Here is a 23,595-nt window from a genome sequence, read left to right on the forward strand (position 1 = left end):
CTGCAGGCAGCGGGCTGGCAGGCGGGGAAAGACCGGGTTCAGCGGATCTGGCGTCGTGAGGGGCTCAAGGTTCCGCAAAAGCATCGGCCGCGAAGCCGGCTGTGGTTGAACGATGGCTCATGCGTACGGCTGCGGCCTCTCTATCGCAATCACGTCTGGAGCTTCGACTTTGTGCAGGGCCAGACCCATGACGGGCGAAGCCTGCGTGTCCTGACGCTGATCGACGAGCACAGTCGCGCCTGCCTAGCGCTGAAGGTCGCGAGGCGCATCAACAGTCTGGGTGTGATCGAGGCGCTGGCCGATGCGATGTGCCTGCATGGCATCCCGGAGAACATCCGCTGCGACAACGGCCCGGAGATGATCGCGAAGGCTTTGCGGAAATGGGTCGCCAAAACCGGCCCGCAGATCCAGTACATCGCACCAGGATCGCCGTGGGAGAATGGCTATTGTGAGAGCTTCAATGGCAAGCTGAAGGACGAGTGCCTACGCCAAGAGATCTTCTACTCGCTCAAGGAGGCACAGACCGTGATCGGCATGTGGCAGAATACCTACAACCGCGTTCGACCGCATTCGTCCTTGGGCTATCGGCCGCCCGCGCCTGTCACCTTCCCGGACCTGGCTTTCCGGCTACCCATGGCCGCTACCATGCAGTAGCCTCTCAATCGGCTCGGTCCAAAATACCGGTCAGGTCAAATCGACGACGCCACATCGCGAAAATAATTGAGGCGATTGAACTAAATTTATCACTATATGAATAAGAAAATTACATAATGTATATGATAGGCTAATTGTCAAAATCAATAATAATTTGAATCCATGTATCATAATAGTGCCTAGTTATATTAATAAGACAGTCAAAGATATTATTCAATAGAATTCACTGCCGCCTAGGGAGTCGCAAATGCTCGGAAGACCGCGTGGCACGCCGGATGACGTGAGCGATGAGCGCCTTTCCGACTCCAAACTTCAACGAAGCGCCTCTCTCATGCATTTTTACTTTGATCTCACCGATGGCCCGAACACGATATCCGATGCACAGGGCGTCGATGCGGCAGACCTCGCGGAAGCCATCGAGCAGGCCGGCATTGCGATCGAGGAACTACGCAGTGGCGGAGAGCTGGTGGATGTGGACAGCTTATGGGAACTCGTAATCAAAAATTCTGAGGGAAATGAGCTGTATCGCATGCCTATTATCGATCATTAAATTAAAAGGCATCAACCCAGAGCGCCTCACATATAGACCATACGCGCTCGTCAAAACAATTTTGCGGCATCGGCAGCACGGCTTTTTGCAAGCTTTTGATCCGTAGGTCTTGGGTTCGAGCCCCAACGCGCTCACCACCATTTTAGCCCAGTTAATGATTTGGCGCATTCTTTATGGCCTGGGATCAAGCTCTCGGTGTTGCGGGGACCTGCAACGCCTTGCCGAAGGACGAGGGATTGCGACGCTTGACGATCCGTCGTCCGCCGTTCCGTACGACACGGACGCATCACGACCGGCCTGCTGGTCAAACCGACCCGAGCCGCACGACGAAGCCGGAGAACCAAGGCGGAAGTCGAAACGGCGAGCGCGGTCGCGTCCGTGTCGCCCGTCAGCGATCGGCCGACGGCTCGACCTAAATGCGATCGATCGCAGCGGCATCCCGCGCCGCGGGGGGAGGCGAACGGAACGGACACCATGCACCGCATCCTGCCTGCGATCCGAGGCGTGACGCTCCGGGCGGGGCTGAAGACCTGCGTCCAGGCCGAGAAGCTCTCCCATCGCGCCTTGCGAAGGCGCCCGAGCCGTCCGCCACGGGCGTCGCTGCAACGCGGTCAATCGACATAGACGCCGGCGCCCACGAGCGCAGCCACGCCTCCGACGCGCGTTCCGCAGACATAGCTCCACTTGACGGACGGTATCGATGAACCGGGCTTGGGAAACATGTAGTCGACCCAGCCGGCGCCGAACCTATTGACGACATCGATGAAGTCTTTGTGAAATCGGTTCCCGTCGGCATCGCGCTCGTTGAACAGATCCCGTCCCTCGCGATCCGGATGAGCGGCGTTGAACAGGACGGTGCCCTGCATGTCGACGACGAACAGGTATACGTCCCCATGACGCCAGAACGTATTCTTCTTTCGAAAATCTCCGAATGCTTCCGCACCGTGCGTTTCCAGAATCCGGGCCGCCTCATCAACGAGCGCCTCGATGTCCACCGCCTGGCTCGACGATGGAGGATTGATCATCTCGGCGACAAGGATCCTCGCGCTTAAGGCCAGCACCGCCGGCCAGATCAGCAGGGGCTTGAACATGCCGGCGCCTCGATGACGAGCACAACGGTCCTGCGACAGGCCGGGACCGGAGACCAGGACCTATTTGTCGGAACCCGTCATCGTCAACGAATTCTCATGCGTTTCGATTTCGGACGGGATGAAAGCGGCCGAGGTCGGCGTCTCGAAGGTGCGATCATTGCCTTTGTTGCGCCTCAGCACGATTGCCCACCAGCGCCGCTTGATGACAACGGGAATCTCAACAGCGTTGATAGGCGATCTCGAGCTTATAAGACAATCATGCCGATCGATGATTTGACCGAGCCGCTTCAGCGCCGCGAAATTCTGGGCGGCCATCAATTTATGTCCCAAGCAAGCGCCGCCCTCGTTCAAGCAAAGAAAAGTTTCCTCTGCGCGCGCAATAATATTCCTTGCTTCATCGCAATATAATCCGGCTTTTGCCAGATCCGACATCTGCCACTCCATGTATACCACACGTGTGATGATAGGAATCGCTTGGCATCGTTACATCATGCGTTTGATGTATGCAATGGATGAATGCCGCAACACAGGTCAACCGGCGGGAGGCAGGGCGGAAACCGTTTGGTTTTCATGGCCTGACTGGCTCCGCAAGGCCAAAGAGCCCCGTAGGCAGCCGATTCTGCTTGGCCTTCGGGGAAGGATGGCTTACGTAAATTCCGATAAACAGTTAAGTTACGTCTTGCAAGGCCGTCGTCTTGCAATCGTCTTTCGAGTATATATTTGATAGCACGTCCTTATCTTCGACATCAACAACATCGAATTGCGGAAATTTGCAGTCTTGCAAGTCTAAGAGACGACTTCACGACGCAGCCGGGATGAAGGAAAAATCCAGGCTATTTGCTGGAATAAAAGTCATGCGCCTCATGAAGCACCTTGATTTATTGCGATATACAAGTCGTTTTTCGATCATCGAAGAAATAGTTTAGAAAAACTATATTTATTGGTTCTCGGCGACGGGCCGTGAAAGCGCCGGGCGCCGCTGATCATCGGGGGGCCGGACCTGAAGGGCGCGGCCGGGTGCGACGACCGGACGTTCGTCGGGGGCGTCCTCTGGATCCAGCGCCGCGGCTGGCCTCGACGCGATCCGCCGGAGGCTCCGAGCGGAACGGCGTGCTTCGTCGGTTCGGCTGCCGGAACCGGAGAGGGGGGTGGCGGCGGATCTCCGGGGCGCTGTCGGACGATCCCGGCTTCGAAGACCCGATCGTGGATGCCAGCATCGCGCGCGCCCGCCGGCCTTCGGTCGGCGCCGGGGGCCGGCGATCGAGCCGCGTCCGACCCGGCGCTCGGACGTTCGCGCGGCCGGCGGAGCAGTCGGATCCATTTCGCCGTGCACGGCCCGGGCTGCCCGGTTGTGCTTCACCCTCGGCGCGGGCCGGAGGGGCGGTGCGCCTCAGGCCGAGAGCCTGATCACCGACGTTCCGGTCGACATCGTCACGGCCGATGCGGCCTGGGACAGGGATCGCCTGCGCGAAGCCCGTCGCCGGCATCGTCCCAGGGCTCGAACCACTGCCCACGGCCCGAAGTGCCCGACGATGCAGCTTCAGGGGCTCGAGCCGGCCCAGGCATCCAGACCCGTCTTCGCCGCGGCGAGATGGAACACGCCCGTCAGCGCCACCCGAGCAGCACGAGGTAGCCGGAATAGGTGAGGGCGGTGGCCATCAGGGCGAGCGCGGTCGGATCCATGGCGGGCGGATACCGGGGGGAGTCCCGCGCGGCCATCCCGCGATCCGTCGCTGCGGCGGGATGCCCTGGCGCGGGCGGACGCTCAGGCGGCCTGCATCAGCACGAAGTCGTCGGGCACCGCGTCGGTGTGGACGTCGAACTGCGCCAGCAGCGCCGTGCCGAAGCTGGTGGAGATCGCGACGTCGGTGGCGTCGCGGCCGCGCGCGATGACGATGCGGCCGATCCGGCGCGCGTCGTGGCGGGCGTCGAAGGTGTACCAGCGGCCGCCGTTCGGGCCGTTCAGGTAGACCTCGAACCAGGCGGAGAAGTCCATCGGGTTGATGTCGACCGGCACGCCGATGTCGCCGAGATAGCCGGTGCAGTAGCGCGCCGGAATGTTCATGCAGCGGCACAGGGCGACGGCGAGGTGCGCGTAGTCGCGGCAGACGCCGACCTGCTGGTTGTAGCCGTCGAAGGCCGAGCGGGTGGCGTCGGCGAGCTGGTAGTCGAAGCGGATGCGCTGGTGCACCCAGGTGACGATCGCCTGCACCCGGGACCAGCCCTCTTGCGTGTTGCCGAACAGCGACCACGCGATGCCGGAGAGCTTGTCGGTCTCGCAATAGCGCGAGCCCAGCAGGAACACGAGCACGTCGTCGGGCAGGTCCGGCACCGCGAATTGCTGCGCGGTCGGCTCGTAGGCGTCGAGCTCGCCGCTGTCGACGATCAGGAAGTCGGCCGACACCGTGATGCGCCCGCCCGGCGACAGCAGCCGCACGCAGGTGTTGCCGAACCCGTCGGTGTAGGTCCGCATCGGCACCGGCGGATCGACCCGCATCGCGTCGGAGGTGAGCAGGTCGATCGCCCGCGAGGGGTGGACGTTGAGCTGGTAGGTGAGCGCCGTCGGGCCGAACGTGTCGTAGCCGATCGTGTAGCCGGTCCGGATCTTCATGGGGCGCTCCGCCGCGAGGAGGAAAGACTTTCCAAATACCGGTAGAGGTGAATGTTCCTCATGCGGAAGTGTCGGAACGGGCATTCGGCGCTCAAAGAGTCGGCAAATGGCGCGGAACCGTCATTCGAGGCTCCCGAAACGTCGGGTGCGTGCCGGCCGGCGGCCGGAACGCGTCGTCGCCGAGGCGCGGCGGGCGTCGGTTCACTCCGCCGCGGCCTCGTAGCTGTCGGGGGCCGGGCAGGAGCACATCAGGTTGCGGTCGCCGTAGGCGTTGTCGACGCGGTTGACCGGCGGCCAGTACTTGTCGATGCCGCGCGCGCCCGACGGGAAGCAGGCCGCCTCCCGCGAATAGGGCCGCTCCCAGGCGCCGATCAGGTCCTGGACCGTGTGCGGCGCGTGCTTGAGGGGGTTGTCCGCCCGGTCCGCGCGGCCCTCCTCGATGGCGCGGATCTCGGCGCGGATCGCCAGCATCGCGTCGCAGAAGCGATCGATCTCGGCCTGGGTCTCGGATTCGGTCGGCTCGATCATCAGCGTGCCGGCCACCGGCCAGCTCATGGTCGGCGGGTGGAAGCCGCAATCGATCAGGCGCTTGGCGATGTCCTCGACCGTGATGCCGGCGCTCTTCTGGAAGGGGCGCACGTCGACGATGCACTCGTGCGCGACCCGGCCGTTGGCGCCGGCGTAGAGGATCGGGTAGGCGCGGCCGAGCCGGGCGGCGATGTAGTTGGCGTTGAGGATCGCGACGCGGGTCGCCTGGGCGAGGCCGCGCCCGCCCATCATCAGGCAGTAGCTCCAGGAGATCGGCAGGATCGAGGCCGAGCCGTAGGGGGCCGCCGAGACCGCCCCCTCCTCGCCCGAGCGCGGATCGGAGGGCAGGAACGGGATCAGGTGCGCCTTGACGCCGATCGGCCCCATGCCGGGCCCGCCGCCGCCGTGCGGGATGCAGAAGGTCTTGTGCAGGTTGAGGTGGCTGACGTCGGCGCCGATGTCGCCGGGCCGGGCCAGCCCGACCAGCGCGTTGAGGTTGGCGCCGTCGAGGTAGACCTGGCCGCCATGGGCGTGGACGACGTCGCAGAGCTCGCGCACCCGCACCTCGAACACCCCGTGGGTCGAGGGGTAGGTGATCATACAGGCCGCGAGGTTGTCGGAATGCCGCTCGGCCTTGGCGCGGAAATCCGCGACGTCGATGTTGCCGTTCGCGTCGGCGCCGACGACCACCACGCTCATCCCGCACATCTGCGCCGAGGCCGGGTTGGTGCCGTGGGCCGAGGACGGGATCAGGCAGATCGTCCGGTGCGCCGCGCCGCGGGAGAGGTGGTAGCGCCGGATCGCGAGCAGCCCGGCATACTCGCCCTGCGCGCCGGAATTCGGCTGCATCGAGATCGCGTCGTAGCCGGTGATCGCGCACAGCTTCCCGGACAGGTCGCCGATGAGCTCGTGATACCCGGCGGCCTGATCGGCCGGCACGAACGGATGGATCTCCGAGAATTCCGGCCAGGAGATCGGCAGCATCTCGGCGGTGGCGTTGAGCTTCATCGTGCAGGAGCCGAGCGGGATCATCGCCCGGTCGAGCGCCAGGTCGCGGTCGGCGAGGCGGCGCATGTAGCGCGTCATCTCGCTCTCGGCCCGGTTCATGTGGAAGATCGGGTGCGTGAGGTAGGCGGAGGTGCGGACCAGGCCGTCCGGCAGCCGGGACGCGGGCCAGGCCTCGTCGTAGATCGGATCCGTCGCCCCGAAGGCGCGCCAGACCGCCTGCAGGATGTCGGGGCGGGTGCGCTCGTCCACCGTGATGCCGATCCGGTCGTCGCCGACCTTGCGCAGGTTCACCCCGTTGGCGACCGCCTGGGCCAGGATCACGCCCTGGAACGCCCCGACCCGGACGGTGATCGTGTCGAAGAAGTGCTCGGGCTCGACCGTGAAGCCCAACGCCGCGAGCCCCTGGGCGAGGCGCACCGCGTCGCGGTGGACGCGCTGGGCGATGGCCTTCAGCCCGGCGGGGCCGTGGAACACCGCGTACATCGAGGCGATGACCGCGAGCAGCACCTGCGCGGTGCAGATGTTCGAGGTCGCCTTCTCCCGGCGGATGTGCTGCTCGCGGGTCTGCAGCGCGAGGCGGTAGGCAGGGCGTCCTTGGGCGTCGACCGAGACGCCGACGAGGCGCCCGGGCAGCGCGCGCTTGTGCGCGTCGCGGGTCGCCATGTAGGCGGCGTGCGGTCCGCCGAACCCCATCGGCACGCCGTAGCGCTGCATCGAGCCGATCGCGATGTCGGCGCCCATCTCGCCGGGCGACCTCAGCAGTGTCAGGGCCAGCGGATCGGCCGCGACCGCGGCGATGGCGCCGGCCGCGTGCAGGGCCGCGATCGGCCCCGAGACGTCGTGGATCGCGCCGCAGACGCCGGGATACTGGAAGATCGCCCCGAAGACCGCTTCCGGGTCGAGGTCGGCGAGGGGATCGCCGACGACGATGCGCCAGCCCATCGGCGCGGCGCGCGTCCGCAGCACCGCGATGGTCTGGGGCAGGCAGTCGCGGTCGACGAAGAAGGCCTCGGCCTTCGAGCTGGCGACGCGGCGGGCCATGCCCATCGCCTCGGCGGCGGCTGTGGCCTCGTCCAGCAGCGAGGCGTTGGCGACGTCGAGGCCGGTGAGGTCGCAGACCAGCGTCTGGAAGTTGATCAGCGCCTCGAGCCGTCCCTGGCTGATCTCCGGCTGGTAGGGCGAGTAGGCGGTGTACCAGGCCGGGTTCTCGAAGATGTTGCGCTGGATCGCCGGCGGCATCGTCGTGCCGTGGTAGCCCTGGCCGATCAGCGAGACGAGGACCCGGTTGCGGTCGGCGATCTCGCGCATCCGCTCGATCGCCCGGCGCTCGGTCAGCGCGGGGCCGAAGGCGAGGTCGTCCGCGAGCGGCCGCGCCTGCCGGATGTCGGGGGGCAGGGTGTCGTCGATCAGCGCCTCCAGGCTCGGGGCCGCGACCACCGAGAGCATCGCGTCGATCTCGGCATGGGTCGGGCCGATGTGGCGGCGGTTGGCGAAGTCGTAGGGGTCGTAATGCGCGGTCATGGCGGCATCCCGGCTTGAAGGGCGATAAGGCCGCCGGCGCGTCGGCGCCGGCGGCGGAGCGGCGGAGGCGGCTACTTCGGCAGGGCGGCGTAGGCGGCCTCGTCCATCAGCCCGTCCATCTCGGACGGGTCGTCGAGGCGCAGGCGGTAGAGCCAGCCGGCCCCTTGCGGATCGGTGCCGACGGCGGCCGGGTCGCCCGCCGCCGCGTCGTTGACCGCGACGACCTCGCCCGAGAGCGGCGCGTAGACGTCCGAGGCCGCCTTGACCGATTCGACGACGGCCGCCGCCTCGCCCTTCGACAGCTTGGCGCCGACCTTCGGCAGCTCGATGAAGACGAGGTCGCCGAGCTGCTCGGCGGCATGCGCCGTGATGCCGACGGTGACGACCTCGCCCTCCGCCCTCAGCCACTCGTGCGCGTCGGTGAATCGCAGCATGGTCTTGCTCCTGACGGGATGTTTCAGATGCGGCCGCGCTTGAACCCGGCCGGGACGAAGGGGAGGGGGACGACCCGAACCGGCAGGCGCTGGCCGCGGACCTCGGCGAAGACGCGGGTGCCGTCGGTCCCGAGCGCGACGGGCAGCATCGCCATCGCCGCCGGCGCGCCGAGGCTCGGGCCGAAGCCGCCGGAGGTGACGGTGCCGACGGGCTCGGTGCCGGCCTCCTCGGCAAACAGCGGTGCCCCCGCCCGCACCGGGCTGCGCCCCTCCGGGCGCAGGCCGACGCGGCGGCGGGACGGGCCGGCGGCGATCTCGGCGAGGATCCGGGCGTCGCCCGGGAAGCCGCCGGCGCGTGCGCCGCCGATGCGGCGCACGGACGGGATCGCCCAGGCCAGGCCGGCTTCGACCGGCGAGGTGTCGGGGCCGATATCGGTGCCGTGCAGGCACAGGCCGGCTTCGAGCCGAAGCGAATCGCGGGCGCCGAGCCCGATCGGCATCACCGCAGCGTCCGCGAGCAGGGCCTCGGCGACGGCCTCGGCGGCGACGTCCGGCAGCGAGATCTCGAAGCCGTCCTCGCCGGTGTAGCCGGAGCGGGTCACGAGGCAGGCATGCCCGAGGATCGGAACCTCCGCCGCATCCATGAAGCGCATCGCCGCGACCTGTGGGGCGATGCGCGCCAGGGCGGCTTCCGCCTTCGGGCCCTGGAGCGCGATCAGCGCGCGGTCGAGCGCCGTCGCCGTCACCGCGGCGGGAAGGTAGGCCCGGAGATGGGCGAGGTCGGCCGCCTTGTTGACGGCGTTGACCACCAGCACCAGCCGGTCGCCGAGATTGCCCACCATCAGGTCGTCGCGGATGCCGCCGGCGGCGGCGGTCAGCAGGCCGTAGCGCTGCCGGCCGGGCTTCAGCCCGACGATGTCGGCCGGGATCAGGGCCTCGAGGGCGCGGGCGGCCTCGGCCGGGTCGTCCGCCGCGAGCGCGATCTGGCCCATGTGGGACACATCGAACAGGCCGGCGTTCGCGCGGGTGTGAAGGTGCTCCTTCAGCAGCCCGGCGGGATAGTGCAACGGCATGTCGTAGCCGGAGAACGGCACCATCCGCGCGCCGCGGCGCAGATGCAGGGCGTGCAGCGGGGTGCGCAGCAGGCCGGAAGCGCGGGGGGTGTCGACGGTCGCGAGGGGGTCCGCATGCATCTGGTGTTTCCACGACGACGAGCCGCCGAAGAACGCGGATGCGTTCCTCGGATGCCCCCATCTGTCGCGGTTACCTGAGAGCTTCCCCCGGACGCCGCGTCGGCGGTCTCCGAGGTTTCTCCTTCGGTGGGCGCCAGGCGGCGCCTCTCTCCAGATCGTCCAACGATACGGTGATTGTGCCTGAGAGTTTCCGGGGGTGGTTGCTCCGTCGGCGCCATGATCGGTCGTCGGACCGATCTGGGCTCTCCCGTATCGCTTTATGCGGACGCGGCCAGACTGGCATGCTGCGATGCGGCCGGCAAGCGCCGGCCGGACAACCTGCTCCCGACTGTCACGCTTTCCGCTGCCGGAAGGGGTGTCATCGGCCGGGGAATGTTCGCGCCGCCTTCGAAAACGCGATGGACGCCGCCGGCGCTTCCGGCGATACATCCTGCTAAAGATGCAGGGGAGGGTTGCGTTTGGCACAGGACATCATCCTGTCCACGACCGGGTTGACCAAGGAGTTTAAGGGGTTCCGCGCCGTCAACGGCGTGACGCTCGAGGTTGTGCGCGGCACCATCCACGCGCTGATCGGCCCGAACGGCGCCGGCAAGACCACCTGCTTCAACCTTCTCACCAAGTTCCTCAGCCCCACGGCCGGCGCGATCCATTACAAGGGCCGCGACATCAGCCGCCTGCAGCCGGCCGACGTCGCCCGGCTCGGGCTGGTGCGCTCGTTCCAGATCTCAGCGGTGTTCCCCCACCTTACGGTGATGGAGAACGTCCGCATCGCGCTGCAGCGGCGCAAGCACGGCGACTCCTTCGACTTCTGGCGCGCCGAGACGGTGCTGCGCCGCCTCGATGCCGAGGCCCTGGACCTCGTCGACCAGGTCGGCCTGTCGGAATTCGCCGGCCACCAGGCGGTGGAGCTGTCCTACGGCCGCAAGCGCGCGCTCGAGATCGCCACCACCCTGGCGCTCGATCCCGAGATGCTGCTGCTCGACGAGCCGATGGCCGGGATGGGCCACGAGGACGTCGAGCGCACCGCGGCCCTGATCCGCCGGGTCGGCAAGGACCGCACCATCCTGATGGTCGAGCACAACCTGTCGGTGGTCGCCTCGCTCTCCGACCGGATCACCGTGCTCGCCCGCGGCCAGGTGCTGGCGGAGGGCGACTACGCCACCGTGTCGAAGGATCCGCGCGTGATCGAGGCGTATATCGGGGCCGGGCATGGCTGAGGCGGCGCTGAAGACCGTTCCGCGCGCGGGCTCGGACGCCCTGCTGGCGGTGCGCGGCCTGGAGGGCTGGTACGGCGAGAGCCACGTCCTGCACGGGATCGACCTCGACGTGCGGGCCGGCGAGGTGGTGACGCTGCTGGGCCGCAACGGCGCGGGCAAGACCACGACGCTGCGCGCCATCATCGGCATCCTGGCGCGCCGCGCCGGCTCGATCACCTACGAGGGCGTCGAGACGATCGGGATGGCCTCGCGCAACATCGCGCGGCTCGGCCTCGGCTACGTGCCGGAGGAGCGCGGAATCTTCGCGAGCCTCACGGTGGCCGAGAACCTGATGCTGCCGCCGATCGTGAAGCCGGGCGGCATGTCGGTGGCCGAGATCCACACCCTGTTCCCGAACCTCAAGGAGCGGGCCGGCAGCCAGGGCACCAAGCTCTCGGGCGGCGAGCAGCAGATGCTGGCCATCGGCCGCATCCTGCGCACCGGCGCCAAGCTGATCCTGCTGGACGAGCCGACCGAGGGGCTCGCCCCCGTCATCGTCCAGCAGATCGGCCGGACGATCCGGGAGCTGAAGGGCCGCGGCTACACCATCGTTCTCGTCGAGCAGAACTTCCGCTTCGCCCAGACGCTCGCCGACCGCCACGTGGTGATCGAGCAGGGGCGGGTGGTCGACGAGATCGCCAACGACGCGCTTGACGCCAATATCGACAAGCTCCACGCCTATCTCGGGGTCTGAAGACCTCGGGCATCGACGGACTTCTAGAGTCCTCATACGAAGAGAAACGCGACGCACGAGGCCGACGACGGACGGGCACTTGGCCCCGACGCGTAAAACGGCCGGCGCACCGAGGAGGACGGACCGGATGCTGAGACGAATGCTGCTTGCCGCCGCGCTGGGGACCCTGACGGCGGCGGCCGCGCAGGGTCAGACGCCGGTCAAGATCGGCGTGCTCACCGACCGCTCCGGCGTCTACGCCGACATCGCGGGCGAGGGCTCGCTCGTGGCCGCCCGGATGGCGGTCGAGGACTTCAAGGCCGCCGACAAGGGCCTCAAGGTCGAGGTCATCTCGGCCGACCACCAGAACAAGCCCGACGTCGGCTCGGCGATCGCGCGGCAATGGTACGACCGCGACGGCGTCGACATGATCATCGACGGCGTGACCTCCTCCGTGGCCCTGGCGATCAACCAGGTCACCAAGGAGAAGAACAGGACCTTCATCGACACCGGCGCCGGCACCGCCGACCTCACCGGCGTGCAATGCACCCCCAACACCGTGCACTGGGTCTACGACACGGTGGCGCTCGCCAACGGCACCGGCGGCGCCATGGTCAAGCGCGGCGGCGACACCTGGTTCTTCCTCACCGCCGACTACGTCTTCGGCCAGACGCTCCAGCGCGACACCACCGCGGTCGTCACCAAGAACGGCGGCAAGGTCGTCGGCTCGGTCAAGACCCCGTTCCCGACCGCCGACTTCTCCTCGTTCCTGCTGCAGGCGCAGGGGTCGGGCGCCAAGGTGATCGGGCTCGCCAACGCCGGCGGCGACACCATCAACGCGATCAAGCAGGCCGGCGAGTTCGGCATCACCGAGGGCGGGCAGGCGCTGGCCGGCCTCCTCGTCTTCTCCTCCGACGTGCATTCGCTCGGCACCAAGGTGGCCCAGGGGCTCGTCCTGACCGAGCCGTTCTACTGGGACCTCACCGACGCCACCCGCGCCTTCTCGGACCGCTTCGCCAAGCAGATGGGCGGCAAGAAGCCCACCGCCAACCATGCCGGCGTCTACGCGGGCACGCTCCACTACCTCAAGGCGGTGGAGGCGCTGAAGGCGGCCTCCGACGGCGCCAAGGTCGTCGCCAGGATGAAGGACATGCCGACCGACGACCCGCTGTTCGGCAAGGGCACGATCCGCGTCGACGGGCGCAAGATCCACGACATGTACCTGTTCGAGGTCAAGAAGCCCGCCGAGTCCAAGGGCGAGTGGGACCTCTACAAGCTGCTGGCCACCATCCCCGGCAACGAGGTGTTCCGCCCGCTGAACGAGGGCGGCTGCCCCCTCGTGAAGGGCTGAGCGGTTGGCGTTCTCCCGCGGCGCACGGCGCGCCGCGGCGTCGGGGCAGACGATGGCTGGGTTGCGATGACCACGATCTTCGGCGTGCCGATGCAGGCGCTGTTCGGCCAGCTCCTGCTCGGGCTGATCAACGGCTCGTTCTACGCGATCCTCAGCCTGGGGCTGGCGATCATCTTCGGGCTTCTGAACATCATCAACTTCGCCCACGGGGCGCTGTACATGATGGGCGCCTTCGTCGCCTGGATGCTGCTCAACTACCTCGGGGTCAACTACTGGTGGGCGCTGGCCCTGGCACCGCTCCTCGTCGGCGCCTTCGGCATCGTGCTCGAGCGGGTGCTGATCGCGCGGCTGTACAAGCTCGACCACCTCTACGGCCTGCTGCTGACCTTCGGCATGGCGCTGATCATCCAGGGGCTGTTCCGCAACTACTACGGCGTCTCGGGCCTGCCCTACGCGATCCCGCCGGAACTCTCCGGCGGGCAGCGCCTGCCGTTCATGTTCCTGCCGAACTACCGCGCCTGGGTCGTGGTCGCGTCGCTGGCCGTGTGCCTGGCCACCTGGCTCGTCATCGAGAAGACCAAGCTCGGCTCGTACCTGCGCGCGGCGACCGAGAACCCGACCCTGGTCCAGGCCTTCGGCGTCAACGTGCCCCTGTTCCTGACCCTGACCTACGGCTTCGGCGTCGCGCTCGCAGGCTTCGCCGGGGTGCTCGCTGCGCCGATCTACTCGGTCAACCCCAACATGGGCGCCGACATCATCATCGTGGTCTTCGCTGTGGTGGTGATCGGCGGCATGGGCTCGATCCTCGGCTCGGTCATCACCGGGTTCGGCCTCGGGCTGATCGAGGGGCTGACCAAGGTGTTCTATCCCGAGGCCTCGGCCACCGTGATCTTCGTGATCATGGTGCTGGTGCTGCTGGTGAAGCCCGCCGGCCTGTTCGGGCGGACGGCCTGATGCGCCAGCCCACGCCGACGAGCGCCGAGGCCGGCCCGCCCACGCGCGGTCGGCGGGAAGCGCGACCGCGCGTCGCCGCAGGTGCGGCGGACGCCATCGGCCGTTCACGGTCGATGGCCATCCAGACAGACGGATTCTGACATGGCCGACACCGCCGCCCTCGCTCCCGCGGACGCCGCCATCGCCCCGGTCATTTCCGAAGGCAGGGACGACCGCGCCCTGCATCGCAGGATCATGCTCGGCATCGCCGTGTTCCTCGCGGTGGCGCCGTTCGTGCTCTACCCCGTGTTCCTGATGAAGGTGCTGTGCTTCGGGCTGTTCGCGCTCGCGTTCAACCTGCTGCTCGGCTACGGCGGCCTGCTCTCCTTCGGGCACGCCGCGTATTTCGGGATGGCGAGCTATCTCTGCGCCTACGCGGCCAAGGTCTGGGGCCTGAGCCCGGAACTCGCGATCCTCTGCGGCACGCTGACGGCGGCGCTGCTCGGGCTGGTCTTCGGGGCGCTCGCGATCCGGCGCCAGGGCATCTACTTCTCGATGATCACGCTGGCGCTCGCGCAGATGGCGTTCTTCTTCTCGCTCCAGGCCAAGTTCACCGGCGGCGAGGACGGGATCCAGGCGGTGCCGCGCGGCGCCCTGTTCGGCACGATCAGCCTCGCCGACGACCGCGCGCTCTACGGCCTCGTGGCTCTGGTGTTCATGGGCGGCCTGCTGCTGATCTATCGCATCATCCACTCGCCGTTCGGGCAGGTGCTGAAGGCGATCCGCGACAACGAGCCCCGCGCGATCTCGCTCGGCTACCGGGTGAACCAGTACAAGCTCGCGGTGTTCGTGCTCTCGGCGACGCTCGCGGGGCTCGCCGGCTCCACCAAGGCGATCGTGTTCCAGCTCGCCTCCCTCACCGACGTGCACTGGGCGATGTCGGGCGAGGTGGTGCTGATGACGCTGGTCGGCGGCATGGGCACGGTGTTCGGGCCGATCATCGGCGCGCTGGTGATCGTCACGATGGAGACCTACCTCGCGCAGTTCGGCGCCTGGGTGACGATCATCCAGGGCGTGGTCTTCGTGCTCTGCGTGCTGCTGTTCCGCGAGGGCATCGTCGGCCTAATCGCGCGGATCACCCGGCGTCCGCTGTGACCCGGGCCGGCGGAGGCGCGGGGAGGGTGGGCGCATGAGCCCGTTCGAGACCGGGCTCGACCGCTCGGCCGCGAACTGCGCGGCGCTGACGCCCGTGAGCTTCCTGGCGCGCGCCGCCGACGCCTTCGCCGACCACTTGGCGGTGATCGACGGCGACCGGCGCCTGACCTATCGCGCGCTCGACGCCCGCTGCCGCCGCCTCGCCGCGGCGCTGGGGGGGCGCGGGATCGGCCGGCTCGACACGGTGGCGATCCTGGCCGGCAACGTGCCCGCGATGATCGAGGCGCACTTTGCCGTGCCGATGCTCGGCGCGGTGCTGAACCCGCTCAACACCCGCCTCGACGCCGCCACGCTCGCCGCCTCGCTGACCCATGGCGGGGCCCGAGCGCTGATCGTCGACGCGCCGTTCCGGGCGCTCGCCGCCGAGGCGCTGGAGGCCGTCCCGGACCCGATCCTGGTGATCGCCGTGGACGACCCCGCGGGCGGCGGCCTCGCCTACGAGGACCTCGTCGCGGAGGGCGACCCGGACTTCGTCGGGCCGGGGCCGGACGACGAGTGGCAGTCGCTCTGCCTGCTCTACACCTCGGGCACCACCGGCGACCCGAAGGGCGCGGTCTACAGCCACCGCGGCGCCTACCTCCAGGCGCTCGGCAACGCGCTCACCTTCGGGCTCTCGCCGGGCAGCGTCTATCTCTGGACGCTGCCGATGTTCCATTGCAGCGGCTGGTCCTACCCCTGGGCGGTGGTGGCGGCCGGCGGCACCCAGGTCTGCCTGCGCCGGGTCGAGCCGGCCGCGATCTATCGGGCGATCGCCGAGCACGGCGTCACGCATCTGTGCGGCGCGCCGATCGTGCTGTCGATGATCGTCAACGCCCCCGCGGACGTGCGCAGGCCGTTCCCGCAGCGGGTGCGCTGCGCGACGGGCGGCGCCGCGCCGCCCTCGACCGTGATCGCCGCGATGGAGGCGGCCGGCTTCGCGGTGACCCACCTCTACGGCGCCACCGAAAGCTACGGCCCGGCGACGATCTGCGTGCCCGGCCCCGACTGGGACCGGTTGGAGCCCGGCGAGCGCCACCGCCGCATGGCCCGCCAGGGCGTGGCGCTGCCGACGGTCGAGGCCGTGCGCGTCGTCGATCCCGGAACGCTGGCGGCGGTGCCGCGGGACGGCGCCACGGTCGGCGAGATCGCCCTGCGCGGCAACACCGTGATGAAGGGCTACCTCAAGAACCCCGAGGCGACGGCCGCGACGCTTCGCGACGGCTGGTACCTCTCGGGCGACCTCGCGGTGAAGCACCCCGACGGGCAGATCGAGATCAAGGACCGCGCCAAGGACATCATCATCTCCGGCGGCGAGAACATCTCCAGCCTGGAGATCGAGGAGGTCCTGACCCGCCACCCCGCGGTGATGCTCGCCGCCGTGGTCGCGCAGCCCGACGCCAAATGGGGCGAGAGCCCCTGCGCCTTCCTGGAGCTCAAGGCCGGCGCGACCGCGCCGAGCGAGGCCGAGATCGTCGCCTTCTGCCGGGCCGGCCTCGCCCGCTTCAAGGTGCCGAAGCGGATCGTGTTCGGCCCCCTGCCGAAGACCGCCACGGGCAAGATCCAGAAGTTCGTGCTGCGCGAGCAGGCCCGCGCGCCGTAGACGCGCGCCCCGGCAAGGCGTCGCTCCGGACACGATCGGATACGCGCCGTTACGCTTCGTTAACCATCCGCTCGCCATCCTGTGGCCTTCAAGCCGGGAGCGACCGTGGTGACCCAGACCCTGACCCTCAGCTTCGACGACCCCACCGCCGAGTGCCCGCTGCCGCCCGACGCGCTGGGCCGGATCTCCCGCGCCGACCCGGAGACCGTGTCGGCGATGGTCTGCGAGATCCCCGAGGCGACCCGCGCGCGGCTGGCGGTCTACCTCTACGGCCGCAGCCACACCCACGAGCTCGGCATCCGGATCGCGGCCACCTGCGACGGTGCGGTGCTGCGCCGCGCCGCCGGCCTCGTCGGCAACACCCTCTACGACCTGTCGCGCCGCCCCTACGCCGCCCCGAGCTACGGCAGCCACCGTTCGCAGGGCAGCCGGATCAGCCTCGGCGGTCCACGCCTCGACAGCCGCCGCGGCTGAGGACACGCGGCCGGAGCATGGCACGGCACGGCGTGTGCGAGGGCGCGGCAGCCGTCACGCGAGATGCCGTCCATGCTTTGGATCAGCCTCACCCGGTTGCGGCTGCGCTCCTGGCGCTTCGTGCCCGGGTTCGCGTGGTACGGCGTCCGCTCGGGCCTGCAGGCGCGCAACGCTGCGGGCTACCGCGACGGCGCGCTGCTCGACGACGCCAAGCTGACCTTCTGGACCGTCACCGCCTGGGCCGACGAGGCGGCGATGCGCGCCTACGTGCTGGCCGGCGACCACCGCGCGGCGATGGGCAAGCTCAGCCGCTGGTGCGACGAGGCCTCCGTCGCCCACTGGATCGCGCCGGGCCTGCCGGACTGGCCCGAAGCCGACCGGCGGATGCGCGAGACCGGCCGGCCCTCCAAGGTCCGCCATCCGTCGCCCGCGCACGCGGCGCTCGCCGACGATCCGCCGCGCACGCCCCGCGGCGGGCGGCTTCCCCGGGCGGCCGGCTGAGCCGGACCGCTCAGCCCGGTTTCCGCTCGTCGGACTTCAGCTCCGGGAAGTCCGACTGGGCGAAGGCCAAGCCCCGGAACGGGTCGTCGGTGGTGCCGTCGTGCTCCAGGCGCCGGAGCTGGACCCGGCGGATCTTGCCGGAGATGGTCTTGGGCAGCTCCGCGACGAACTCGATCGCCCGCAGCCGCTTGAACGTCGCGAGCCGCGCGTTGGTGAAGCGGAAGATGTCGAGGGCGGTCTCCCGCGTCGCCTCCGCGCCGCCGACGAGCGACACGAAGGCCTTCGGGATCGTGTAGCGGATCGCGTCGGGCGCCGGCACCACCGCCGCCTCGGCCACCGCCGCATGCGCGATCAGCACGCTCTCCAGCTCGAACGGGCTGATGCGGTAGCCGGAGGACTTGAACACGTCGTCGGCGCGCCCGACGAAGGTCAGGGTTCCGTCCGGCTCGACGAAGGCGACGTCGCCGGTGCGGTAGAGCGGCCCGTCCGCGCCGGAAAGGTGGCCGGCGCCGTCGTCGTAGCCCTGCATCAGGCCGGCCGGGCGGTGCTCGCCGAGGGCGAGGCAGACCTCGCCCTCGCTCGCCGGCTGATCGTCGATGTCGAGGATGCGGACCGTGTAGCCCGGCAGCGGCCGCCCCATGGCGCCGGGCTTCACCGTCTGGCCCGGGGTGTTGGCGACCTGGGCCGTGGTCTCGGTCTGGCCGTAGCCGTCGCGGATGGTCAGGTTCCAGGCGTCGCGCACCCGCTCGATCACCTCCGGGTTCAGCGGCTCGCCGGCGGCGCAGACCTCGCGCAGCGCCAGGTCGTGCCCGGTCAGGTCCTCCTGGATCATCAGCCGCCACACCGTCGGCGGTGCGCACAGGGTGGTGACGCGGCAGCGGGCGAGCACCGCGAGCAGGGCAGGGGCCGAGAACGGCGCCTGGTTGACCACGAACACCGTGGCGCCGGCGTTCCAGGGGGCGAAGACCGAGGACCAGGCGTGCTTGGCCCAGCCGGGAGAGGAGACGTTGCAATGGACGTCGCCGGGCTGCAGCCCGAGCCAGTACATCGTCGACAGGCTGCCGACCGGATACGAGCGGTGGCTGTGCCGCACGAGCTTGGGCTTCGCCGTGGTGCCGGAGGTGAAGTACAGCAGGAACGGGTCGTCGGCGCCGGTCGCCGCGTCGGGCGCGAACGCGTCGGAGGCCGAGAATGCGGCCGCGTAGGGTTGCCAGCCGGGCGCGGCCGGCCCGGTCGTCAGGCGCACCACCGGCCCCAGGTCGACGCCCTCGAACTTCGGCACCTGATCGGCCCCGGCCACGATCAGCCGCGGCCGCCCGCGCTCCAGCCGGTCGGCCAGCTCGCCGTCGGTGAGCAGCGTGGTCGCCGGGATCACGATCGCCCCGAGCTTCATCGCCGCCAGCATCGTCTCCCACAGGGCCGGCACGTTGCCGAGCAGCAGCAGCAGGGTGTCGCCGCGTCGCAGGCCCAGCGACCGCAGGTGGTTGGCGACCTGGTTCGAGCGCCGGCTCATCTGCGAGAACGAAACCTTCGTCTCCGCCCCCGAGGCCGCGTCGACGATCCACAGGGCAGGGCGGTCGCGGGTCTCCGGGCGGGTCGCGAGATCCGCGTCGAACCAGTCGAGCGCCCAGTTGAACGCCGCCGCGTCCGGCCATCGGAAGCCCGCATAGGCCGCCGCGTAGTCGGTGCGGCGGGCCAGAAGAAAGTCGCGGGACTCGCGAAAGCTCGGCATCGGCGTTCTCCCTGGTTTTCGGTGGCTTTTCCGTTGTCTTGTGTTCGATCAGTCTTTTGCTGAACTGAAGCTTCGGCGGAGCCTCTTTCCCCTCTGCGGGGGCTATCACGTCCGCCCGGCTCGCGCGTTTCGGTTCGAAAACCCCCACCGTCCTCCCGGGGCGCCGGAGGCGAGCCCGGCGACTGTCTTCAGGGTCAAGGGTGATGTGGGGATCCAGTGCCGCCGACAGTGCAAGCTGGAGCACAACCTGCGGCTCTGGATCGCCGGGCTCGCCTGCGGCGCCCTGGAATGACGGGGCGGGTGCGAAAACCGGGATTGTGAGATTCGTGAAGCCGGCAGCCCGTTCGGGAAAGGCGCCTGCCCGCGCGTCCCGTCCCGCTCAGGCGGCCCAGACCTGGCGGTACAGCGTCGCGATCGCCTCCGCGTCCGGCACCACCGGGTTGTTGCCGGGCGAGCCCGAGGCCAGGGCCTGCGCCGCCATGGTCGGGATCAGGCCGTTCCACCGGGCCTCGTCGATGCCGTAGTCGCCCGGCGTCGGCACCTGCAGGTCGTCGTTGAGGTTCTGCAGCTCGGCGATCAGGCGGGAGACCGCGTTGCGCTCGTCGTCGCCCTCCCGCGCCACGCCCATCGCCCGGGCGCAGGCGGCGTAGCGCCCGGGCGCGCCCGGCGCCGAGAAGGCGGTGACGGCCGGCAGCAGCATCGCGTTCGAAAGCCCGTGCGGCACGTGGAAATGCGCGCCGATCGGCCGGCTCATCCCGTGGACGAGGGCCACCGAGCTGTTGGAGAAGGCGATGCCTGCTTGCGTCGCGCCGAACATCATCGCCTCCCGCGCAGCCCGGTCGCCCGGATCGGTCCAGACCCGGCGCAGGTTCGGCGCGATCGCCCGCATCGCGGCGAGCGCGAACCCGTCCGAGAACGGGTTGGATTTCCGCGAGACGTAGGCCTCGATCGCGTGGGTCAGCGCGTCGATCCCGGTATCGGCGGTGAGCCGCGCGGGCTTGCTCAGGGTCAGCTCGTAATCGACCAGCGCCGCCACCGGCAGGTAGGCGAGGCCGGCGCACAGCATCTTCTCGTCGGTGGCCCCGTCGGTGACGATAGTGAAGCGCGTCGCCTCCGAGCCGGTGCCGGCGGTGGTGGGGATCGCCAGGATCGGCAGGCCGGGCGCGTCCTGGCTGTGGGGCGCCTTGTAGTCGCGCATGTGGCCGCCGTGGCGGGCCAGCACCGCGACGGCCTTGGCCGTGTCCATCGGGCTGCCGCCGCCGAAGCCGACGACGCAATCGTGGTCGCCGGCCTTGAGCGCGGCCAAAGCCGCCTCCACCGAGGCCACGGTCGGGTCCGGCACGGTCTGCGAGAACAGCCCGGCCCGGACGCCGGCCGCCGCCAGGCGCTCGACGAGCCGCCCCGCCCGGCCGCTGTCGGCGAGGTAGGGATCGGTGACGACGAACGGCCGGGACAGCCCGAGCTGCCCCAGCACCTCCGGCAGCAGCCCGCACGCACCGGCTCCGATCCGCATCAGCCGCGGCAGGGCGATGGCGCTGATCATGGCGTTGGATCCGTCTTTCCAAAGGGACGCGCCGAGGGGACGCGCGCGAATGAACGCAGAATACGAAAGGCAGGCTAGCGGCTGCGCGGGCGCGAGGACAAGCCCGGTCGGCGCCCGTCGCGCGACATCCGGCGCGCAGTATCCTGCCTGAGCTTGCCGGTGCGACGCACTATCCCGCCCGCGAGAACAGCGCCTGCGCCGCCTCGACCGCGCCGACGATGAAGGCCGCCACCTCGCGGATGTGGGCGGCCTTCCGGTGGTCCTCGTGGATGTGCATGTGGAAGGCCCGCGTCAGCGACAGCGCGTCCGGCAGCACCGGCACGAGGCCGGGATGGGCGGCCGCGATGAAGGCCGGCACGATGCACAGGCCGGCACCGGCGAGCGTGGCGTGCACCTGGGCGAGCAGGTTCGTCGAGCGCAGCCGCGCGCTGGCGCCTGGCCCGATCACGTTGAGGTAGTTGAGCTCCCGCGCAAACAGCATGTCCTCGATGTAGCTGACGAACGGGTGCCGCCCGAGGTCGGCCGCCGTCCGGATCGGCTCGGCCGCGTCGAGGTACGCCTTCGACCCGTAGACGAAGAGCCGGTAGTCGGTGAGCCGCCGCGTCACCACCCGCGCCTGCTGCGGTGCCGACAGGCTGACGACGATGTCCGCCTCGCGCTTCGACAGGCTGAAGATCCGCGCGGTCGCCATGATCTCGATCTCGAGCCCGGGATGGGCCTCGGTCAGGCGGTGCATCCGCGGCGCGAGGAACACGCTGCCGAACCCGTCCGGCGCGCCGACCCGCACCGTGCCCGCGACGCTCCGCCCGGTGCCGCCGGCCGCCGAGCCCGAGACGAAGGCGCTCTCCATCGCCTCCGCCGTCCCGAGCAGCGCCTCGCCGGCCTCGGTCAGCGCGTAGCCGAGGTTGCTCTTGTGGAAGAGCCGGCGGTCGAGCCCCTCCTCCAGGGCCAGGATGCGCCGGGCCACGGTGGTGTGCTCGGTGCCGGTCTGCGCCGCCGCGGCCGTCAGCGTGCCGGTGCGGGCGACGGCGAGGAAGAAGCGCAGGTCGTCCCAGTTGTGGGTCTTCTTGAGGCTCACGGGCTGGGTCCGACGGGGATGGCGCTGTGCATCGATGCACACCGGCTGCGAGCAGGTCCAGCTTTATCGCCCGATCGGCGCTGCTATGGTCCGCTCAAAATCGGCCGGCCGTCGCGCCGGCCGGACCTGAGGAAACGAGCACAGGAGAGGCGCACATGCGCACGATCGGGCATTTCATCGGCGGCAAGACCGTCGCGGGCACCAGCGGCCGCTTCGCCGACGTGTTCCTTCCCTCGACCGGCGAGGTCCAGGCCCGCGTCGCCCTGGCGAGCCGCGCCGAGCTTCGCGCGGCGGTCGAGAACGCCCGCGACGCGCAAGCCGCCTGGGCCGCGACCAACCCGCAGAAGCGCGCCCGCGTGATGATGCGCTTCCTCGAGCTGATCCGCGGCGAGACGGATTCACTCGCCGAGCTGCTGGCCTCCGAGCACGGCAAGACCGTGCCCGACGCCAAGGGCGACATCCAGCGCGGCGTCGAGGTGGTGGAGTTCGCCTGCGGCATCCCGCACCTGCTGAAGGGCGAGTTCACGGAAGGCGCCGGCCCCGGCATCGACGTCTACTCCCTGCGCCAGCCGCTGGGCGTGGTCGCCGGCATCACGCCGTTCAACTTCCCCGCGATGATCCCGCTCTGGAAATGCGCCCCGGCCATCGCCTGCGGCAACGCCTTCATCCTCAAGCCGTCCGAGCGCGACCCCGGCGTTCCGATGCGCATCGCCGAGATCTTCCTGGAGGCCGGCCTGCCGCCGGGCATCCTCAACGTCGTCAACGGCGACAAGGAGGCGGTCGACGCGATCCTCGACGACGCGGACATCAAGGCGGTGGGCTTCGTCGGCTCCTCGCAGATCGCCGAGTACATCTACGTCCGCTCCGCGCAGACGGGGAAGCGCGCCCAGTGCTTCGGCGGCGCCAAGAACCACATGATCATCATGCCCGACGCCGACATGGGCCAGGCCGTCGACGCGCTGATCGGCGCCGGCTACGGCTCGGCCGGCGAGCGCTGCATGGCGATCTCGGTCGCCGTCCCCGTCGGCGAGGGCACCGCCGACCGGCTGATGGAGCGCCTGGTGCCGCGGGTGGAGAGCCTCAAGATCGGCCCCTCGCACGACGGCTCGGCCGATTACGGCCCGATGGTCACCGCCGAGGCGGTGGCGCGGGTGAAGGGCTACATCGAGACCGGCCTCCAGGAGGGCGCCGAGCTCGCCGTCGATGGCCGCGGCTTCACCCTGCAGGGCTACGAGAACGGCTTCTACATGGGCGGCTGCCTGTTCGACCGCGTCACCGCCGACATGACGATCTACAAGGAGGAGATCTTCGGCCCGGTCCTCTCGGTCGTGCGGGCCAAGGACTACGAGGAGGCGCTGGCGCTGCCCTCCACCCACCAATACGGCAACGGCGTCGCGATCTTCACCCAGGACGGCGACGCGGCGCGCGACTTCACCGCCCGGGTCAACGTCGGCATGGTCGGCGTCAACGTGCCGATCCCGGTGCCGATCGCCTACCACACCTTCGGCGGCTGGAAGCGCTCGGGCTTCGGCGACCTGAACCAGCACGGGCCCGACGCGATCCGCTTCTACACCAAGACCAAGACCGTGACGCAGCGCTGGCCCTCGGGCATCAAGAGCGGCGCGGAGTTCTCGATCCCGACGATGCGGTGAACCGACCCTCCCCCCCTC

Annotated in this window: 20 protein-coding genes and 1 riboswitch; of the genes, 11 read left to right on the top strand and 9 right to left on the bottom strand. The window is 69.2% G+C overall.

All coding sequences use genetic code 11. The annotated features are described in order from the left end of the window. Both MKK68_RS28890 and MKK68_RS28895 read left to right on the top strand, forming a co-directional pair. Positions 1-654, top strand: a 654-nt coding sequence (locus MKK68_RS28890; RefSeq protein ID WP_244033669.1) for an IS3 family transposase, incomplete at its 5' end; no start/stop codon positions are given. A gap of 280 nt (positions 655-934) precedes the next feature. After that, positions 935-1,204: a DUF6894 family protein gene (locus MKK68_RS28895; protein ID WP_243986059.1), complete on the top strand. Its 270-nt coding sequence runs from the start codon at positions 935-937 to the stop codon at positions 1,202-1,204. 611 nt (positions 1,205-1,815) lie between these two features. Here the strand turns inward: MKK68_RS28895 and MKK68_RS28900 are convergent. The 6 genes from MKK68_RS28900 to gcvT all read right to left on the bottom strand — a co-directional run bounded on the left by MKK68_RS28900 (position 1,816) and on the right by gcvT (position 9,590). Continuing rightward, a complete protein-coding gene (locus MKK68_RS28900; RefSeq protein ID WP_147725812.1) occupies positions 1,816-2,295 on the bottom strand; it encodes a cache domain-containing protein in 480 nt (159 codons plus the stop codon). A gap of 60 nt (positions 2,296-2,355) precedes the next feature. Further along, positions 2,356-2,727: a hypothetical protein gene (locus tag MKK68_RS28905; protein WP_244033670.1), complete on the bottom strand. Its 372-nt coding sequence runs from the start codon at positions 2,725-2,727 to the stop codon at positions 2,356-2,358. A 1,333-nt stretch (positions 2,728-4,060) separates the two neighbouring features. Then, positions 4,061-4,906 (bottom strand): transglutaminase-like domain-containing protein, encoded by an 846-nt coding sequence (locus tag MKK68_RS28910; RefSeq protein WP_244033671.1) that lies wholly within the window; start codon positions 4,904-4,906, stop codon positions 4,061-4,063. A gap of 201 nt (positions 4,907-5,107) precedes the next feature. Continuing rightward, positions 5,108-7,963, bottom strand: a complete 2,856-nt coding sequence (gcvP, locus tag MKK68_RS28915; RefSeq protein ID WP_244033672.1) for an aminomethyl-transferring glycine dehydrogenase — start codon at positions 7,961-7,963, stop codon at positions 5,108-5,110. Between the two features lie 71 nt (positions 7,964-8,034). Continuing rightward, entirely contained in the window at positions 8,035-8,397 is a 363-nt protein-coding gene (gene gcvH, locus MKK68_RS28920; protein ID WP_147725808.1) for a glycine cleavage system protein GcvH, read from the bottom strand. A gap of 23 nt (positions 8,398-8,420) precedes the next feature. Next, positions 8,421-9,590 (bottom strand): glycine cleavage system aminomethyltransferase GcvT, encoded by a 1,170-nt coding sequence (gene gcvT / locus MKK68_RS28925; protein WP_244033673.1) that lies wholly within the window; start codon positions 9,588-9,590, stop codon positions 8,421-8,423. Positions 9,591-9,748: 158 nt separating this feature from the next. Continuing rightward, a riboswitch (glycine riboswitch) is annotated at positions 9,749-9,850 on the bottom strand. Between the two features lie 198 nt (positions 9,851-10,048). Between gcvT and MKK68_RS28930 the strand changes: the two genes are divergently transcribed. The 8 genes from MKK68_RS28930 (at position 10,049) to MKK68_RS28965 (ending at position 17,572) form a co-directional block, all read left to right on the top strand. Continuing rightward, positions 10,049-10,807 (top strand): ABC transporter ATP-binding protein, encoded by a 759-nt coding sequence (locus tag MKK68_RS28930; protein WP_243933215.1) that lies wholly within the window; start codon positions 10,049-10,051, stop codon positions 10,805-10,807. Then, on the top strand, positions 10,800-11,540 hold the full coding sequence (locus MKK68_RS28935) for an ABC transporter ATP-binding protein (RefSeq protein WP_147842722.1): 741 nt from the start codon (positions 10,800-10,802) through the stop codon (positions 11,538-11,540). Before MKK68_RS28930 ends, MKK68_RS28935 begins: the two co-directional genes overlap by 8 nt. 127 nt (positions 11,541-11,667) lie before the next feature. Then, a complete protein-coding gene (locus tag MKK68_RS28940) occupies positions 11,668-12,870 on the top strand; it encodes an ABC transporter substrate-binding protein (protein ID WP_147842723.1) in 1,203 nt (400 codons plus the stop codon). A gap of 66 nt (positions 12,871-12,936) precedes the next feature. Next, positions 12,937-13,824, top strand: coding sequence for a branched-chain amino acid ABC transporter permease (locus tag MKK68_RS28945; RefSeq protein ID WP_147842724.1), 888 nt, complete (start codon positions 12,937-12,939; stop codon positions 13,822-13,824). 141 nt (positions 13,825-13,965) lie between these two features. Further along, a complete protein-coding gene (locus MKK68_RS28950) occupies positions 13,966-14,958 on the top strand; it encodes a branched-chain amino acid ABC transporter permease (RefSeq protein ID WP_147728195.1) in 993 nt (330 codons plus the stop codon). A gap of 34 nt (positions 14,959-14,992) precedes the next feature. Next, positions 14,993-16,597 (top strand): AMP-binding protein, encoded by a 1,605-nt coding sequence (locus MKK68_RS28955; protein ID WP_244033674.1) that lies wholly within the window; start codon positions 14,993-14,995, stop codon positions 16,595-16,597. A 108-nt stretch (positions 16,598-16,705) separates the two neighbouring features. Continuing rightward, positions 16,706-17,071, top strand: coding sequence for a hypothetical protein (locus tag MKK68_RS28960; RefSeq protein WP_243933212.1), 366 nt, complete (start codon positions 16,706-16,708; stop codon positions 17,069-17,071). Between the two features lie 72 nt (positions 17,072-17,143). Next, positions 17,144-17,572, top strand: a complete 429-nt coding sequence (locus tag MKK68_RS28965) for a DUF3291 domain-containing protein (RefSeq protein WP_243986044.1) — start codon at positions 17,144-17,146, stop codon at positions 17,570-17,572. A gap of 10 nt (positions 17,573-17,582) precedes the next feature. Here the strand turns inward: MKK68_RS28965 and MKK68_RS28970 are convergent, their stop codons facing one another. From MKK68_RS28970 to MKK68_RS28980, 3 genes are all read right to left on the bottom strand, one after another. Then, a complete protein-coding gene (locus tag MKK68_RS28970; protein ID WP_244033675.1) occupies positions 17,583-19,304 on the bottom strand; it encodes an AMP-binding protein in 1,722 nt (573 codons plus the stop codon). A 379-nt stretch (positions 19,305-19,683) separates the two neighbouring features. After that, complete coding sequence (locus MKK68_RS28975; protein ID WP_244033676.1) at positions 19,684-20,847, bottom strand: iron-containing alcohol dehydrogenase; 1,164 nt, start codon at positions 20,845-20,847, stop codon at positions 19,684-19,686. 169 nt (positions 20,848-21,016) lie between these two features. Then, positions 21,017-21,925: a LysR family transcriptional regulator gene (locus MKK68_RS28980; RefSeq protein ID WP_244033677.1), complete on the bottom strand. Its 909-nt coding sequence runs from the start codon at positions 21,923-21,925 to the stop codon at positions 21,017-21,019. A 155-nt stretch (positions 21,926-22,080) separates the two neighbouring features. On the opposite strand from MKK68_RS28980, the gene MKK68_RS28985 reads away from it, so the two are divergent. Then, positions 22,081-23,577 (top strand): CoA-acylating methylmalonate-semialdehyde dehydrogenase, encoded by a 1,497-nt coding sequence (locus tag MKK68_RS28985; protein WP_147842730.1) that lies wholly within the window; start codon positions 22,081-22,083, stop codon positions 23,575-23,577. The last annotated feature ends 18 nt before the right edge of the window (positions 23,578-23,595 follow it).

Origin of the sequence: Methylobacterium sp. E-016 (assembly GCF_022829745.1) — a bacterium.
Taxonomy (GTDB): Bacteria; Pseudomonadota; Alphaproteobacteria; order Rhizobiales; family Beijerinckiaceae; genus Methylobacterium.